The organism is Ectothiorhodospira sp. BSL-9 (assembly GCF_001632845.1).
In the GTDB taxonomy this organism is placed as follows: domain Bacteria; phylum Pseudomonadota; class Gammaproteobacteria; order Ectothiorhodospirales; family Ectothiorhodospiraceae; genus Ectothiorhodospira.
The window spans coordinates 3233188-3247608 of the sequence record NZ_CP011994.1; the positions used below are offsets into that span (position 1 = coordinate 3233188).

Here is a 14421-nt window from a genome sequence, read left to right on the forward strand (position 1 = left end):
GGCCAGAACTACAGCACTGCCTTGGGATAAGAGCCAAGCACCTTCACCAACTCCGCCGCCTCCCGCAATTCCTGCAGTGCCCCAGCCACCGGGGGGTCAGCGGCGTGTCCGACGATGTCGATGAAGAAGACATACTCCCAGTTCACACATTGGGACGGGCGGGATTCGATGCGTGTCAGACTGACATCGTGATTGGCAAACGGTGACAAAAGGGCAAACAGGGAGCCCGGACGATTGCGCGCAGACAGCAGCAGCGTGGTCTTGTCATGGCCGGAAGGGCCGCTGGAGCGCGGCCCGATCACCAGAAAACGGGTGGTGTTATCGGGGGAGTCCTCGATATTGGCAGAGAGCACACCCAGGCCGTACAACTCCGCCGCCGCCTCGCTGGCGATGGCCGCAGTGCCCGGTTCGCGCGCGGAGCGGCGCGCGGCCTCGGCGTTACTGCTCACGGCGACCCGCTCCACATGGCTCAGGCGCGCATCCAGCCATTCCCGGCACTGGGCCAGGGACTGCTGATGGGAGTAGACCCGCTCCACCTGAGCCAGATCCCTTTCGGTGGACAGCAGGTGGTGGTGAATGCGCAGCTCCACCTCACCGCAGATACTCAGCGGAGACTGCATGAAGCGATCCAGGGTATGGGTCACCACGCCTTCGGTGGAGTTCTCTATCGGCACCACACCATAGTGGGCGCTGCCGGATTCCACCTCCCGGAACACCTCGTCGATGGCGCTCATGGCCACCGTCTTCACGGAATGACCAAAATGCTTCAGCGCCGCTGCCTGGGTGAAGGTGCCCTCCGGCCCCAGGAAGGCCACCGACAGTTGCTGCTCAAGGGCCAGACAGGCAGACATGATTTCCCTGAACAGCCGCGTCATCTCCTCGCTATCCAGGGGGCCGGGGTTCGACTGGTGGATACGTCGGAGCACCTGGGCCTCGCGCTCCGGCCGATAGAACTCTGCCTGCTCGTCGGCCTCCCGCTTGATGCGGGCGACTTCCTGGGCACAGGCGGCACGATCACTGATCAGCGCCATGATCTGCGCATCCAGCGAATCAATACGCTGACGGATATCAGCGAGCGTTGTCTCGTCCCCGGCACTCATCAATCAATCTGCCCCGCCGTCTCGGCCCCGTTAGAGGACGCGCACACGCAACACGCCATCAATACCCGCGATACCCCGTGCGGCCTCTTCATCAACCTCATCCTCCACATCTATGAGATTGTAGGCAATGCCATTGCGGGATTCATTCACCATGTGCACGATGTTGATATCACTCTGCCCCAGCACATGGGAGATCTGCCCCACCATGTCCGGACGATTGCGGTTCATGACCGCCAGCCGCGCCTTGCCGGCGCGCGGCAGCGTGACCTCGGGCAGGTTCACGGAATTGCGCACGTTGCCGTTCTCAAGATAATCCCGCAACTGCTCTCCCACCATGATGGCGCAGTTCTCCTCTGCCTCGCTGGTGGAGGCACCCAAATGTGGCAGTGCGATGACCCTGTCCTGCCCCTTGAGACCATTGCTGGGAAAATCGCATACATAGGCGTGCAATTGCCCGGAGGCCAGGGCCGCCAGCACTGCCTGCTCGTCAACAATTTCGTCCCGAGCGAAATTCAGTACCACCGAGCCACGCTTCATGTTGTGCAGCCGATCGCTGTTGATCAGGTGACGGGTGTGATCATTGAGGGGTATATGGAAAGTCACCATGTCGCAGCGGTTGAGCAGGTCATCCACGCTCACGGCCTGCTCCACGCCGGCATTGAGCTGCCAGGCCCGGTTCACGGTCATGTGGGGGTCGTAGCCCACCACCCGCATGCCCAGCAGGCGGGCGGCATTGGCCACCTGCACGCCGATGGCACCCAGGCCCACCACACCCAGGGTGCGACTGGGCAGTTCGAAGCCGGCATATTTTTTCTTGCCCGCCTCCACCTGCTTGTGCACGCTGGCATCATCCCCTTCCAGCTGCCGCGCGTAGTCCCAGGCCTGGGGGATATTGCGTGCTGCCAGCAGCATCCCCGCCAGCACCATCTCCTTGACGGCATTGGCATTGGCGCCCGGTGCATTGAACACCGCCACGCCCCGTTCGCTCATGGCATCGATGGGGATGTTGTTCACACCGGCACCGGCGCGGCCCACAGCCTTGAGGCTACCGGGAATATCCATGTCGTGCATGTTGGCTGAGCGCACCATGATGGCATCCGGCTGGGACATCTCCGAGGCCACTTCATAGTGCTCGTGCCCGAACTGGTCCAGGCCCTTGGGGGAAATATTATTGAGCGTGAGAATCTTGTACATGTCAGGCCTTGCGCTGTTCGAAGTCCACCATGAATTCCACCAGTGCATCCACGCCAGCCTCTGGCATGGCGTTGTAGATGCTGGCCCGCATGCCGCCCACGGAGCGGTGACCCTTGAGGGTGGTCAGCCCGGCCTGCTCGGCCTCCTTGAGGAAAAGGCCGTCCAGTTCGGCATCCGCCAGGGTGAAGGGCACGTTCATCAGTGACCGGGCGGACACCTCCACCGGGTTGTGATAGAAGGCGGAGTTATCGATGGCAGTGTAGAGCTTCTCGGCCTTGCGGCGATTGATCTGCTCCATGGCTTCCAGCCCACCCAGTTCCTTGAGCCACTGGAAGACCAGACCGGCCAGATACCAGCCATAGGTGGGGGGGGTGTTGGACATGGAGTCCGCATCTGCCTGGACCTTGTAGTCCAGGATACTGGGCAAGCCGGGCATGGCATCACCGATCAGATCATCCCGCACGATCACCAGGGTGAGACCGGCAGGGCCGATGTTCTTCTGGGCGCCGGCGTAGATCACGCCATATTTGGAGACGTCAATGGGGCGAGAGAGGATGTTCGAGGACATATCCGCCACCAGAGGCACATCCCCGGTCTCGGGCACCCAATGGAACTCCACTCCACCGATGGTCTCGTTGGGGGTGTAGTGCAGGTAGGCGGCATCGCCGTTGCACTGCCAGGAGTCAAAGGCGGGGATGTGCGTGAAGTTGTCCGCCTCGCTGGTGGCGACCACGTTCACGTCTGCATACTTTTTGGCCTCGGAGATGGCCTTCTTGGACCAGGACCCGGTATTCACGTAATCCACCTGCTTCTTGCCGCGCAGCAGGTTCATGGGCACGGCGGCAAACTGACCCGAGGCACCACCCTGAAGGAACAGGACCTTGTAGTTGTCCGGCACCTTGAGCAGATCGCGCAGATCCTGCTCTGCCTGAGCAGCGATGGACACGAAGGCCTTGCCGCGGTGACTCATCTCCATCACCGACATGCCGGTGCCATTCCAGTCGAGCATCTCTGCGCGGGCGCGCTCCAGCACCGGTTCGGGGAGCACGGCAGGGCCGGCGCTGAAGTTATAGACACGTGTCATGTTTCACTCCTGGTTTGGATCACGGACAGATTGATTACGGGGCGAACCGGGTCAGGAGGCGTCTTCCGGCAACGACCCGCCGTCGTCGGCGTCGTCACCGTCTTCGGCGTCATCGCCGTTGCCATCACCGCTCTCGTTATCGTCGCCATTGAGGCCCTCGACCCGCGCCAGTTCCACCAGATTCTCGTCATCAGCAAGGCGTATCAGACGCACGCCCTGGGTGTTGCGTCCCAGCACCGGGATATCCCCGATCGGGGTGCGCACGAGGGTGCCGCCATTGGTGATGAGCATCACCTGATCATCATCTCCCACCAGGGTAGCCCCCACCACCGCACCGTTGCGGCCTCCGGTCTGAATGGCGATCACGCCCTGGCCGCCCCGGCCATGCAGGGGGAATTCATCGGGTGATGTGCGCTTGCCATAGCCGTTCTCGGTGGCGATCAGGATGTTGCCCTGGTCGACGATGATCAAGGAGATCACCTGCTGGTCCGGCCCCAGACGCACGCCACGCACGCCGCTGGCGGTGCGACCCATGGCCCGCACGGTATCTTCGCTGAACCGCACTGCCTTGCCAGCGGAGCTGAGCAGCATCACATCCTGATGCCCATCGGTCACCTTCACGTCCACCAGCCAGTCGTCCTCGCGCAGGCCCACGGCGATGATGCCGTTGGAACGGGGGCGGGAGAAGTCCACCAAGGGGGTCTTCTTGACGATGCCACTGCTGGTGGCCATGAACACATACATGTCCTCCCGGTACTCGCGCACCGGCAGGATGGCATTGATGCGCTCCCCCTCTTCCAGGGGCAGCAGGTTCACCATGGGTCGCCCTCGGGCGGCGCGACTGCCCATGGGCAGTTCATACACCTTGAGCCAGTAGGCCTTGCCGCGACTGGAGAAGCACAGGATGGTGTCGTGGGTGTTGGCCACCACCAGGCGGTCGATGAAGTCCTCGTCACGGAAGGTGGTGGCCGTCTTGCCACGCCCGCCGCGCTTTTGTGCCCGGTAGGCTGTCAGGGGCTGATACTTGGCGTAACCGGCATGGGAGAGGGTGACCACCACATCTTCCTCGGTGATCAGGTCTGCCAGCGTGAGATCCACGTGATTATTGAGGATCTCGGTGCGGCGCGTATCACCGTACTGTTCGCGCATGGCGACCAGTTCCTCGCGGATGACCTCCATCAGGCGTCCGGGGCTGGACAGAATCTCCAGCAACTCCTCGATACGCCCCAGCAGTTCCCGGTATTCATTAACGATCTTATCCTGTTCAAGGCCGGTCAGGCGGTGCAGGCGCAGGTCCAGGATGGCCTGGGCCTGGGCCTCGGAGAGCCGGTAGCCGCCCTCCTGCAGCCCGAAATCGCTGGCCAGATCCTCCGGCCGTGAGGCCCAGGCGCCGGCGCGATCCAGCATGTCCTGCACCACACCGGGGGCCCAGACACGACCCAGCAGCCCTTCCTTGGCCTCCGCCGGGCTGCCCGAGGCCTTGATCAGGGCAATGATCTCGTCGATGTTCGCCAGGGCTACGGCCAGGCCTTCCAGCACATGGGCCCGCTCCCGGGCCTTGCGCAGCTCAAAGATGGTTCGGCGGGTGACCACTTCGCGCCGATGGCGCAAAAAGGCCTCAAGAATCTGCTTGAGATCCAGCAACCGGGGTTGCCCGTCCACCAGAGCCACCATATTGATGCCGAATACATTCTGCATCTGGGTGTGCAGGTAGAGGTTGTTGAGCACCACCTCGGGGACTTCCCCCCGCTTGAGCTCCACCACCATGCGCATGCCGTCCTTGTCGGACTCGTCACGCAGTTCGCTGATTCCCTCCAGTTTCTTGTCCTTGACCAGTTCGGCAATACGCTCCAGAAGGCGCGCCTTGTTCACCTGGTAGGGCAGCTCCGTGACCACAATGCTGTTGCGCCCGGTGGATTCATCCGTCTCCACGTGGGAGCGGGCCCGCACATAGATGCGCCCGCGCCCGGTGCGATAGGCCTCGTGAATGCCCCGGTCGCCATTGATGATGCCGGCGGTGGGGAAGTCCGGCCCCGGGATGTGCTCCATCAGGCCTTCCACGCCCAGGCCCGGGTCGTCGATCAACGCCACGCAGGCATTGACCACTTCGGTCAGGCTGTGGGGAGGAATGTTGGTGGCCATGCCCACGGCAATACCGGCCGACCCGTTGATCAGCAGGTTGGGAAGCTGGGTGGGGAAGACGGAAGGTTCGGACTCGGAACCGTCGTAGTTATCGACGAAGTCCACCGTCTCCTTGTCGATATCCGCCAGCAGTTCATGGGCGATCTTCGCCATGCGCACTTCCGTGTATCGCATGGCTGCCGGGGCATCACCGTCCACCGAGCCGAAGTTGCCCTGTCCGTCCACCAGCATGTAGCGCATGGAGAAGGACTGGGCCATGCGCACGATGGTGTCGTACACGGCGGAATCACCATGGGGATGGTATTTACCGATGACGTCACCCACCACACGGGCGGATTTCTTGTACGGCTTGTTCCAGTCATTGCCCAGCACCCGCATGGCGAAGAGCACCCGGCGGTGCACAGGTTTGAGCCCGTCGCGTACGTCTGGCAGGGCTCGACCGATGATGACGCTCATGGCGTAGTCCAGATAGGACTGACGCATCTCGTCTTCCAGGTTGACCGGCAGGATTTCTTTGGCGAATTCGACCATTCAGTCTCGGGGCGCTGTAGTTGACATGGAAGGACTGAAACAAACGCCGGATGATACCACATCGGCGAAAGGGGCAGCAGTGATGCAGGCCGGGATGACCGGCCCACGGAGGGATGGACCTCGGCCGGGCCGGCCCGGGTCAGTCGGCCTCGAACAGCGCCTTCATCTTCTGCAGGTCGGGATTCTCCACCACGCCCCGCTCCGTGACGATGGCATCAATCAACGCTGCCGGGGTGACATCGAAGGCCGGATTCCAGGCATTCGCCCCAGGGGCCGCCACGCGGCGCCCCGCCAGCTCCAGCACCTCTTCCTGACCGCGCTGCTCGATGGGAATATCCGCCCCGGTGGCCGCCTCCATGTCGATGGTGGTGGTGGGCGCCGCCACCATGAACTTCACTCCATGATGGCGGGCCAGCACCGCAAGGCCATAGGTGCCAATCTTGTTGGCAGCATCACCATTGGCGGCGATGCGATCCGAACCGACGATCACCCACCCCACGCGACCCTCGCGCATCAGACTGGCCGCCGCCCCTTCGCACAAAAGACTCACGGGAATCCCGTCCTGAACCAGTTCCCAGGCAGTCAGGCGCGACCCCTGCAACCAGGGGCGGGTCTCATCGGCATACACATGCTTGACCCGACCCTGAGCGTAGGCGCTGCGAATCACACCCAGGGCCGTGCCATAGCCACCGGTCGCCAGTGACCCGGTATTACAATGGGTGAGCACATCGCGCCCATCCTGCAACAGGGCCGCCCCCAGATCACCCATGTGCCGGTTGCCATCCACATCCTCCTGATGAATGCGCTCGGCCGCCGCCAGCAGGGCGGGCTCCGGGTCCTGATCATCGGGCAGCCCCTCCATCACCTGCCCCATGCGTGCCAGGGCCCAGAACAGATTCACTGCCGTGGGGCGTGAATCGGCCAGGGCCTTGAGATCGGTCGCCATACCGGCGCGCCAGCCACGCTGATCAGCCGCCCAGGCGCGCCGCGCCGCCAGCACCACCGCATAAGCAGCGGCCACACCGATGGCCGGCGCCCCGCGGACCACCATGTCACGGATGGCATCGGCCGCGGCAGTGGCCGTATCCATCTCCAGATAGACGCTCTCATGGGGCAGCAAGCGCTGATCCAGCAGGCTGAGTTGGGTGCCGGTCCACTGGACCGCGCGAATGGAGTCGTGCGTGTGTGTGCTCATGACGTGTCGGGGTTGCCGGTGGGAAGCCCGGTACTTTGCCAGGATATCCCGCCCCGTGCCACAGCCCCCCGCCCAGCCCGCACGTCCCCGCCGGGCTGAATACTTGTCCAACCCACGTGTAATCGTTATCTTGCCCGGATGCAAAGCGTCGACAAGATCATCACCCCCCGCTGGATCGTGCCAGTGGAGCCGGACGAGACGGTGCTGGAAGGTTACAGCCTGGTGGTTCACGAGGGTCGCATCCTGGACCTGTTGCCCACGGCGGAAGCGGAGTCGCGCTATCACGGCGAGACCCATCGTCGCCTGGCGCAGCACGCCCTGATCCCCGGACTGGTGAATGCCCACACCCACTCCCCCATGACCCTGCTGCGCGGACTGGCCGATGATCTGCCGCTGATGGACTGGCTGCAGAACCATATCTGGCCCGCCGAGGGGCGTTTCGTGGGCGAGGACTTTGTCCATGACGGCACCTTGCTGGCGGCAGCGGAGATGCTGCGCGGTGGCACTACCTGTTTCAACGACATGTACTTCTTCCCGGAGACCACCGCCCAGGTCAGCGGCCAGGTGGGCATCCGCGCCGCCATCGGCCTGATCGTCATCGACTTCCCCAGCGCCTGGGCGTCGCAGGCATCCGAGTACATCGATAAAGGGCTGGACATCTTCGACCGCCACAAGGGCGAGAGCCTGCTGTCGTTCTGCTTTGCCCCGCACGCGCCCTACACCGTGGCCGATGAACCCCTCAAACGCCTGGCCACCCTATCGGCAGAACTGGACATTCCCGTGCACATGCACGTGCATGAAACGGCTCATGAACTGGAGGAATCCAAGGCCCGCTTTGGCGTACGCCCCCTGGAACGCCTGGCCCAACTGGGACTGGCCGGCCCCAATCTCATGGCCGTACACATGACTCAACTGGAAAGTGGCGAGATCGCGCACCTGGCTGATACCGGCACCCATGTGGTGCACTGCCCCGAATCCAACCTGAAGCTGGCCTCCGGGTTCTGTCCGGTGCATGCCTTGATGGAAGCGGGGGTGAACGTGGCCCTGGGCACCGACGGCTCAGCCAGCAACAACGACCTGGACATGTTCGGCGAGATGCGCACCGCCGCCCTGCTGGCCAAGGGCGTCAGCGGCAACGCCGCCGCGCTGCCTGCCCATACCGCGCTGCGCATGGCCACCCTCAACGGTGCTCGCGCCCTGGGCCTGGCCGATGAAATCGGCTCCCTCACCCCTGGCAAGAGCGCGGACATGGTTGCCGTCAATCTGGGCGAACTGGAAAGTCAGCCCGTGTATGACCCCGTCTCCCATCTGGTGTATGCCGTGGCTCGTCACCAGGTGAGCGATGCCTGGGTAGCGGGCCGCCCGCTGTTGCGGGATCGCCAGCTCACCACCATTGATGACACTCAGCTGCGCCAACGGATCTCCAGTTGGCAAGCCCGTATTGCAGAGGCCGACTGAGCCACCCACCCGACCCGTGATGACAACCCCCATGTCCGAGATGCATACCAACGTCGACGCCGCCGAAATCGCCAAGTTCGATGAGATGGCCCACCGCTGGTGGGATCCTGAGGGCGAATGCCGCCCCCTGCACGAGATCAACCCGATCAGGCTGGACTACATCGACGAACGCACTGGCGGCCTGCAGGACAAAAAGGTGCTGGACGTGGGCTGCGGCGGCGGCCTGCTGTCGGAGGCCATGGCCCGCCGTGGCGCCCAGGTCACCGGGATCGACATGGGTGAAAACGCCCTGGGCGTGGCGCGCCTGCACCTGCTGGAATCCGGCCTGGAAGTGGACTACCGGCAGAGTTCCGCAGAGGCACTGGCCACGGAGATGCCGGGCCAGTTCGACGTGATCACCTGCATGGAGATGCTGGAACATGTCCCCGATCCGGGCTCGGTGCTCGATGCCTGCGCGCGCCTGCTCAAGCCGGGTGGTCATCTGTGCGTGGCCACCTTGAATCGCACGCCCAAGTCGTTTGCCATGGCCATCCTCGGCGCTGAATACCTGATGCGCATGCTGCCCCCGGGCACCCATGAATATGCCCGATTCATCCGGCCCTCCGAAATGGAAGCCTGGATGCGGCAAGCCGGATTATCCATGCGCAACCTCATGGGCATGCACTACGACCTGATCAATCGCAGCTATCGCCTGGGCCCGGGTGTTGACGTGAACTACCTGGCCCACGCCGTGCGGGAAGCCTGACCCTTGCGCACCATCCTTTTCGATCTGGACGGCACGCTGGCCGACACCGCGCCGGACCTGCATTACGCCCTGCACTGCCTGCAACAGGAACGGGGCCTCACTCCCCTGCCCTTCGAGCAGGTACGGGATCATGTCTCCCATGGCAGTGCGGCCCTGGTGACCCTGGGGTTCCCCGAAGCCGCCGGGGCGGTATTCGATGGCCTGCGTGAACGCTTCCTGGAGATCTACTCGGCCCACCTCCATCGGGAGAGCCGGCTTTTCCCCGGCATGCACGAGGTCCTGGAAGCCATTGAATCGCGAGGCATGAACTGGGGGATAGTCACCAACAAGCCGGCCTTTCTGACCGACCCCCTGCTGCGCTCCATGGGTCTGTATGATCGCGCTGCCACGGTGATCAGTGGCGACACCACAGCCGAACGCAAGCCCCATCCCATGCCCATGCTGCTGGCCTGCGAGCAGTCCGGGAGCACCCCCGAGCAGTGTCTCTATATCGGCGATGCCCACCGGGACATCGAGGCAGGCCGGGCCGCGGGCATGCGCACCCTGGTGGCCCGCTACGGCTATATCGATGCCACTCAGAAGCCGGAGGCCTGGGGCGCTGATGGCTTCATCCAGCACCCCGTTGAGATCATGGACTGGCTGCCGGCACGGGCGGGACTCGGGCAGGTGTCGTGACCACGGATAACGAAATGGGCCTCAGGCCTTAGCCGGCACACACTCACAAGGAACACCCAGCCCATGCACACAAGCCATCCCGCTCTCAGGATCATCACCGCCCTGCTCGCCCTCGCGGTGATCATCACGGCCTGGATCATGGTCATCGACACCGGACAGGGTGTTGAGCAGCGCCAGCTGGAGCGCGATGGGGTGCCAGTCACCCTGCTGCTGCCGGACGATGCCCGCCATGCCCCCGGCGTGGTGGTCGCCCATGGTTTCGCGGGCTCAGCCCAACTCATGCGCACCTGGGGGCTGGCGCTTGCCGATGCGGGCTTCGTGGTGGCCCTGCCCGATCTGAGCGGGCACGGGCGTAATCGAGCACCGCTGGACTGGTGGAACGACCCCGAGCAATTCCAGCGTGACGTGCAGTCGGCCCTGACATTACTGGGCGAACAGCCGGAGGTGGATGCCGAGCGACTGTCCCTCCTGGGTCACTCCCTGGGTGCTGGCGCGGTGATTGACGCCGCCATGGACACCACCCAGCCGATCAAGGCCGTCGTGGCAGTCTCCCCCGGTCAGAGCGAGGTCACCCCGGAGAGCCCACCCAACCTGCTGCTGATGGCCGGGGCCTGGGAAGGACCCTTCCTGGAAGCCGCACAGAACCTGCTGGAAAAAGCGGGCGGCCCCGGGGGTGATCCTACCGCAGGCACTGCCCGGGCCCTTGAAGTGATCCCCGGCGTGGAACATATCGGTGTGCTGTTCAGCCCCCAGGCTCACGCAGCCTCCATACAATGGCTGGCTCAGGTATCGGAGATCTCCCCTCAGCCGGCCAGCAGGATCAGCCCCATGCTCTGGTGGTTGCTGAATCTGGTGGGCACCATCGTCCTCTGGCGCGCCCTGGCACCGCTTTGGGTGGATGGCGATCGACTGCGCCTGGATACGGCTCAGGCACAGGCCCATGGGCGCACCCGACGCCCCCTGGTGCGCGCCGCCATCAGTGGTGCGCTGGCCACCCTCCTGCTCATTGGCATTGGGGAGATCATCTATCTGGATGGAATCGGCGGGATCCTGGTCAGCCCCCAATTTGCCCTGTGGCTGGCCCTGGCGGGGGGCATCTGGCTGGCACTGGGCACTCGACCACCCCGGCCCGAATGGCCTGACCTGGCCTGGGGCCCCATCATGCTCGGTGTGCTGGTGCTGGGCTTTGGCGTGATGGGGGCAGCCCTATGGCTGGCCTGGTGGCCACCGCTGCATCGACTGCCCTATCTACCCATCCTGACCCTGCTGATCCTGCCCTGGGCGGTCGCCTTTGCCACCGCACTGCAGGGACGCACCGGCTGGCGCGGACTGGGTGTCGGTCTCGGAGTGGCCCTGATCACCATGGTCACGGTGGGGGTCGCCGCCGCCATCGTGGATGGCATGATGTTCCTGCTGATCATCCTGCCCCTGCTGCCGGTGATGCTGGCCCTGCCCTTGCTGGTCAGCCGACCGATTCAGCGGCCCTGGGCAGATGGCTTCGCCCTGGCCGCCTTCCTGGGGTGGACATTGACGGTGATGTTCCCGCTGATCTAACCGTGGGAGCGGCCCTGGCCGCGAAGGGACCTGCCGGCGGGCATGCCCTGTCGCCGGCAAGGCCGGTTCCCAGCATCAGAATTCACACAAAGGAGGACAGGGCTTGATTCAGCGGTGGCGGTGGGTCAGGGTACCGCGCAGGGCTGATACTTCCCCGGCGCCGCTGGCAAACATGGCTACCCGCAGCTCCCTGAGCACCTGGGAAATGAAGCCATCCAGTGCCTCGGGACCCTGAGCGGCCTTGATCAGAAACGGTCTCGCCATGGCGGCCACATTCGCCCCCAGGGCCAGGGCCTTGGCTACGTCCAGCCCCGTACGAAGACCACCGCAGGCGATCAGAGGGAGATCGGGCACCACCCGCCGGACATTGACGATACTCTCGGCGGTGGGAATCCCCCATTCACCGAAGACCTGGCCCAGGTGTCTCTCCCCCTCGCCATCGGTACACAGGGCCTCCACCCGCGCCCACGAGGTGCCGCCGGCACCCGCGCAATCCAGACCGGCCACGCCACAGGCCAGCAGCTCCCGGGTGGCGCCCTCGCTCAGCCCGAAACAGACCTCACGGGCAAACACCGGGATGCCATCAGCGGCCATATCCTCACAGAGCCGGGCCAGCCGGTCCCCCAGACCGCGAAAATCCAGATCGCCCCCCTGCACCGCCTCCTGCATGGGATTGAGATGCACGAACAGGGCATCGGCCCCGATCATCTCCACAGCCCGTCGGGCCTCGGCGGTCCCCCAGCCCTTGACCAGTTGCGCCCCGCCAATATTGGCGAAGAGCACCGCGTCCGGGGCTTCCTCCCGCAGCTGGAAATAGCGGGCACGGGACGGATCCTCGATGGCCACCCGCTGACTGCCCACACCCATGGGCAGCCCCCAACGCTGAGCAGCTGCAGCCAGGGTACGATTGAGTTCATGGGTACGCGCATCGCCGCCCGTCATGGGGGCAATCATCAAGGGGGCCCGCAGGATGCGACCGGCCAGCGAGACGGACAGGTCAATGTCGTCCAGGCACAACTCGGGCAAGGCCTGGTTGAGCAGGTCATAGCACTCAAGCCCCGTGGACTTGCGATAACCCACCGGCCCCGAGAGGCACACGTCCAGATGGCGCCCCTTGGATTCAGGATCCCGGCAATCGTCGCCAGCGGGTTCGCGCGCTTCAAACCCCATGCATCACCGTAGCCTGCGCCAGAGGTCTGCCAGATGGGCCACCAGCCCGGCGGACAACCACAAGGATATCCAGGGCCAGTCGGCCCCGGTCAAGGCCGCCCGCAATGCCAGCAACAGGAAGCCCCCGGCCAGCAGCGTGGTCACAATCACATCCGCGGGAAGCCCGCGCCCCGTGCGACGATGCCACCAGAGGAGCAAGGCCCCCTCCAGCAGCATCACCAGCAGGATGACATCAACAATGCGACCGGTGGCGAAGAGTTCCGACATGCGTGCCTGAAGGCCGGATTATACCCGGGACAACCCGAGCAGATGCCCCATGTCCTTGAAGAAGATGCGGATGTGGGCAAGAGGCCTGGCCTTGACCAGCTTCTTGTACATATAGGCCTGCCAGGTGAGTTCCTGTACATCCTTGTCCTGACAGATGGCCACAAACCGTTCGCGGCGCTTGTCACTGCTGTACCAGAAGCGCTGCATGATCCCCAGGATCCAGAACACCTGCCCGTGGGCCTTCATGAAGCGCTTGCGTGCCTGCTTGAGCATGGCCGGGTTGCCGGAATCCAGGAAGGCCGCCACCGCCTCGCCAGCCAGGCGCCCGCCGAGCATGGCATAGTAGATGCCCTCGCCGGAGGCGGGTGCCACCACACCGGCGGCATCACCCGCCAGTAGCACGTCCTTGCCATTGTCCCAGCATTTCATGGGGTACAAGGGAATCGGCGCGCCCTCACGACGCAGGGTCTCGCAATCCTCCATGCCTGAAGCCTTGCGCAGATCCGCCACAGCACCCTTGAGGGAAAAGCCCTTGTGGGCCGAGCCGACGCCCACGCTCACCGTATCGCCATGGGGGAACACCCAGGCATAGAAATCCGGTGACAGCTTGCCCTGGTAGTACACATCACAACGCTCGGGATCAAACTCCGCATCGTTGGCAGTGGGACGGCTGATGATCTCGTGATAAGCGGCCACATGGGGGATCTTGTCGGCACCGGGAACCTCCTGGCGGGCCACGTTGGAGCGGGCGCCATCGGCGCCGATCACTGCCCGGGCGCGCACACCCACCTCTTCGCCCGACTCATCCTTATAACGGACGATGGCCGTGCCATCGGTGTCACGATCAATCCGCTCATAGGTTCCGGTGCGTCGTTCGGCGCCACCCTCGACGGCCCGCTTGCGCAGCCACTCGTCGAAAGTCTTGCGGTCCACCATGCCCACGTAACCGCCCTGGATGGGCATATCCACCTTGCGGTCCTTGGGCGAGAACATGCGGGCACAGCGAATCTTGGCCACCAGCACCGACTCGGGGAGATCGAACTCGGTCATGGTCACCGGTGGGATGGCCCCACCGCAGGGCTTGATACGCCCACCACGATCCAGCAGCAATACCTTGCGACCCGCACGGGCCTGATCGTTGGCCGCGGTCGCCCCCGCAGGGCCACCGCCCACGACAACAATATCAAAGGTCTGTGTTTCAGCCATTACATTCACCTGTTCCGGTTGCCGCGACGCCCAGGGTCACCCAGGGTCGCCGCAGGGAAGAGCGCGCCCCGGGGAGCGCCACGATTTATACCCGCGCGAA

General features: G+C 64.2%; 12 protein-coding genes. 4 read left to right on the forward strand and 8 right to left on the reverse strand.

What is annotated here, in order from left to right; all coding sequences use genetic code 11:
* Nucleotides 1-8 precede the first annotated feature (8 nt).
* From pheA to mtnA, 5 genes are all read right to left on the reverse strand, one after another.
* Entirely contained in the window at nucleotides 9-1100 is a 1092-nt protein-coding gene (pheA, locus tag ECTOBSL9_RS14795) for a prephenate dehydratase (protein ID WP_063465689.1), read from the reverse strand.
* 30 nt (nucleotides 1101-1130) lie between these two features.
* On the reverse strand, nucleotides 1131-2294 hold the full coding sequence (locus ECTOBSL9_RS14800; protein ID WP_063465690.1) for a phosphoglycerate dehydrogenase: 1164 nt from the start codon (nucleotides 2292-2294) through the stop codon (nucleotides 1131-1133).
* Between the two features lies 1 nt (nucleotide 2295).
* Complete coding sequence (gene serC, locus ECTOBSL9_RS14805) at nucleotides 2296-3378, reverse strand: 3-phosphoserine/phosphohydroxythreonine transaminase (protein WP_063465691.1); 1083 nt, start codon at nucleotides 3376-3378, stop codon at nucleotides 2296-2298.
* Nucleotides 3379-3429: 51 nt separating this feature from the next.
* The gene (gyrA, locus tag ECTOBSL9_RS14810; RefSeq protein ID WP_063465692.1) at nucleotides 3430-6051 is read right to left on the reverse strand and encodes a DNA gyrase subunit A; all 2622 of its coding nucleotides are present in this window, start codon (nucleotides 6049-6051) and stop codon (nucleotides 3430-3432) included.
* Between the two features lie 139 nt (nucleotides 6052-6190).
* Nucleotides 6191-7246 (reverse strand): S-methyl-5-thioribose-1-phosphate isomerase, encoded by a 1056-nt coding sequence (gene mtnA, locus ECTOBSL9_RS14815; RefSeq protein WP_063465693.1) that lies wholly within the window; start codon nucleotides 7244-7246, stop codon nucleotides 6191-6193.
* 138 nt (nucleotides 7247-7384) lie between these two features.
* On the opposite strand from mtnA, the gene ECTOBSL9_RS14820 reads away from it, so the two are divergent.
* The 4 genes from ECTOBSL9_RS14820 (at nucleotide 7385) to ECTOBSL9_RS14835 (ending at nucleotide 11678) form a co-directional block, all read left to right on the forward strand.
* Nucleotides 7385-8704: a TRZ/ATZ family hydrolase gene (locus tag ECTOBSL9_RS14820; RefSeq protein WP_063465694.1), complete on the forward strand. Its 1320-nt coding sequence runs from the start codon at nucleotides 7385-7387 to the stop codon at nucleotides 8702-8704.
* Nucleotides 8705-8744: 40 nt separating this feature from the next.
* Complete coding sequence (gene ubiG, locus ECTOBSL9_RS14825; protein WP_305728305.1) at nucleotides 8745-9449, forward strand: bifunctional 2-polyprenyl-6-hydroxyphenol methylase/3-demethylubiquinol 3-O-methyltransferase UbiG; 705 nt, start codon at nucleotides 8745-8747, stop codon at nucleotides 9447-9449.
* Nucleotides 9450-9452: 3 nt separating this feature from the next.
* Nucleotides 9453-10124, forward strand: a complete 672-nt coding sequence (gene gph, locus ECTOBSL9_RS14830; protein ID WP_063465696.1) for a phosphoglycolate phosphatase — start codon at nucleotides 9453-9455, stop codon at nucleotides 10122-10124.
* A 63-nt stretch (nucleotides 10125-10187) separates the two neighbouring features.
* Nucleotides 10188-11678 carry an alpha/beta hydrolase gene (locus ECTOBSL9_RS14835; RefSeq protein ID WP_063465697.1) on the forward strand — a complete coding sequence of 497 codons (1491 nt, stop codon included), beginning with the start codon at nucleotides 10188-10190 and terminating at the stop codon, nucleotides 11676-11678.
* Nucleotides 11679-11786: 108 nt separating this feature from the next.
* Here ECTOBSL9_RS14835 and fni read toward each other — a convergent pair whose 3' ends face one another.
* Genes fni through ECTOBSL9_RS14850 form a run of 3 tightly spaced genes read right to left on the reverse strand, consistent with a single transcriptional unit; the run spans nucleotide 11787 to nucleotide 14321 of the window.
* Nucleotides 11787-12848, reverse strand: a complete 1062-nt coding sequence (gene fni / locus ECTOBSL9_RS14840; RefSeq protein ID WP_063465698.1) for a type 2 isopentenyl-diphosphate Delta-isomerase — start codon at nucleotides 12846-12848, stop codon at nucleotides 11787-11789.
* A gap of 3 nt (nucleotides 12849-12851) precedes the next feature.
* Entirely contained in the window at nucleotides 12852-13115 is a 264-nt protein-coding gene (locus ECTOBSL9_RS14845) for a hypothetical protein (protein ID WP_063465699.1), read from the reverse strand.
* A gap of 18 nt (nucleotides 13116-13133) precedes the next feature.
* Nucleotides 13134-14321, reverse strand: a complete 1188-nt coding sequence (locus tag ECTOBSL9_RS14850; protein WP_063465700.1) for a geranylgeranyl diphosphate reductase — start codon at nucleotides 14319-14321, stop codon at nucleotides 13134-13136.
* Nucleotides 14322-14421: the final 100 nt, after the last annotated feature.

Coding starts and splice junctions, on each gene's coding strand:
- mtnA (WP_063465693.1), bottom strand. CDS start 7,246: ATGAGCACACACACGCACGACTCCATTCGCGCGGTCCAGTGGACCGGC.
- fni (WP_063465698.1), bottom strand. CDS start 12,848: ATGGGGTTTGAAGCGCGCGAACCCGCTGGCGACGATTGCCGGGATCCT.
- gyrA (WP_063465692.1), bottom strand. CDS start 6,051: ATGGTCGAATTCGCCAAAGAAATCCTGCCGGTCAACCTGGAAGACGAG.
- ECTOBSL9_RS14845 (WP_063465699.1), bottom strand. CDS start 13,115: ATGTCGGAACTCTTCGCCACCGGTCGCATTGTTGATGTCATCCTGCTG.
- ECTOBSL9_RS14820 (WP_063465694.1), top strand. CDS start 7,385: ATGCAAAGCGTCGACAAGATCATCACCCCCCGCTGGATCGTGCCAGTG.
- ECTOBSL9_RS14800 (WP_063465690.1), bottom strand. CDS start 2,294: ATGTACAAGATTCTCACGCTCAATAATATTTCCCCCAAGGGCCTGGAC.
- serC (WP_063465691.1), bottom strand. CDS start 3,378: ATGACACGTGTCTATAACTTCAGCGCCGGCCCTGCCGTGCTCCCCGAA.
- ECTOBSL9_RS14835 (WP_063465697.1), top strand. CDS start 10,188: ATGCACACAAGCCATCCCGCTCTCAGGATCATCACCGCCCTGCTCGCC.
- pheA (WP_063465689.1), bottom strand. CDS start 1,100: ATGAGTGCCGGGGACGAGACAACGCTCGCTGATATCCGTCAGCGTATT.
- ubiG (WP_305728305.1), top strand. CDS start 8,745: ATGCATACCAACGTCGACGCCGCCGAAATCGCCAAGTTCGATGAGATG.
- ECTOBSL9_RS14850 (WP_063465700.1), bottom strand. CDS start 14,321: ATGGCTGAAACACAGACCTTTGATATTGTTGTCGTGGGCGGTGGCCCT.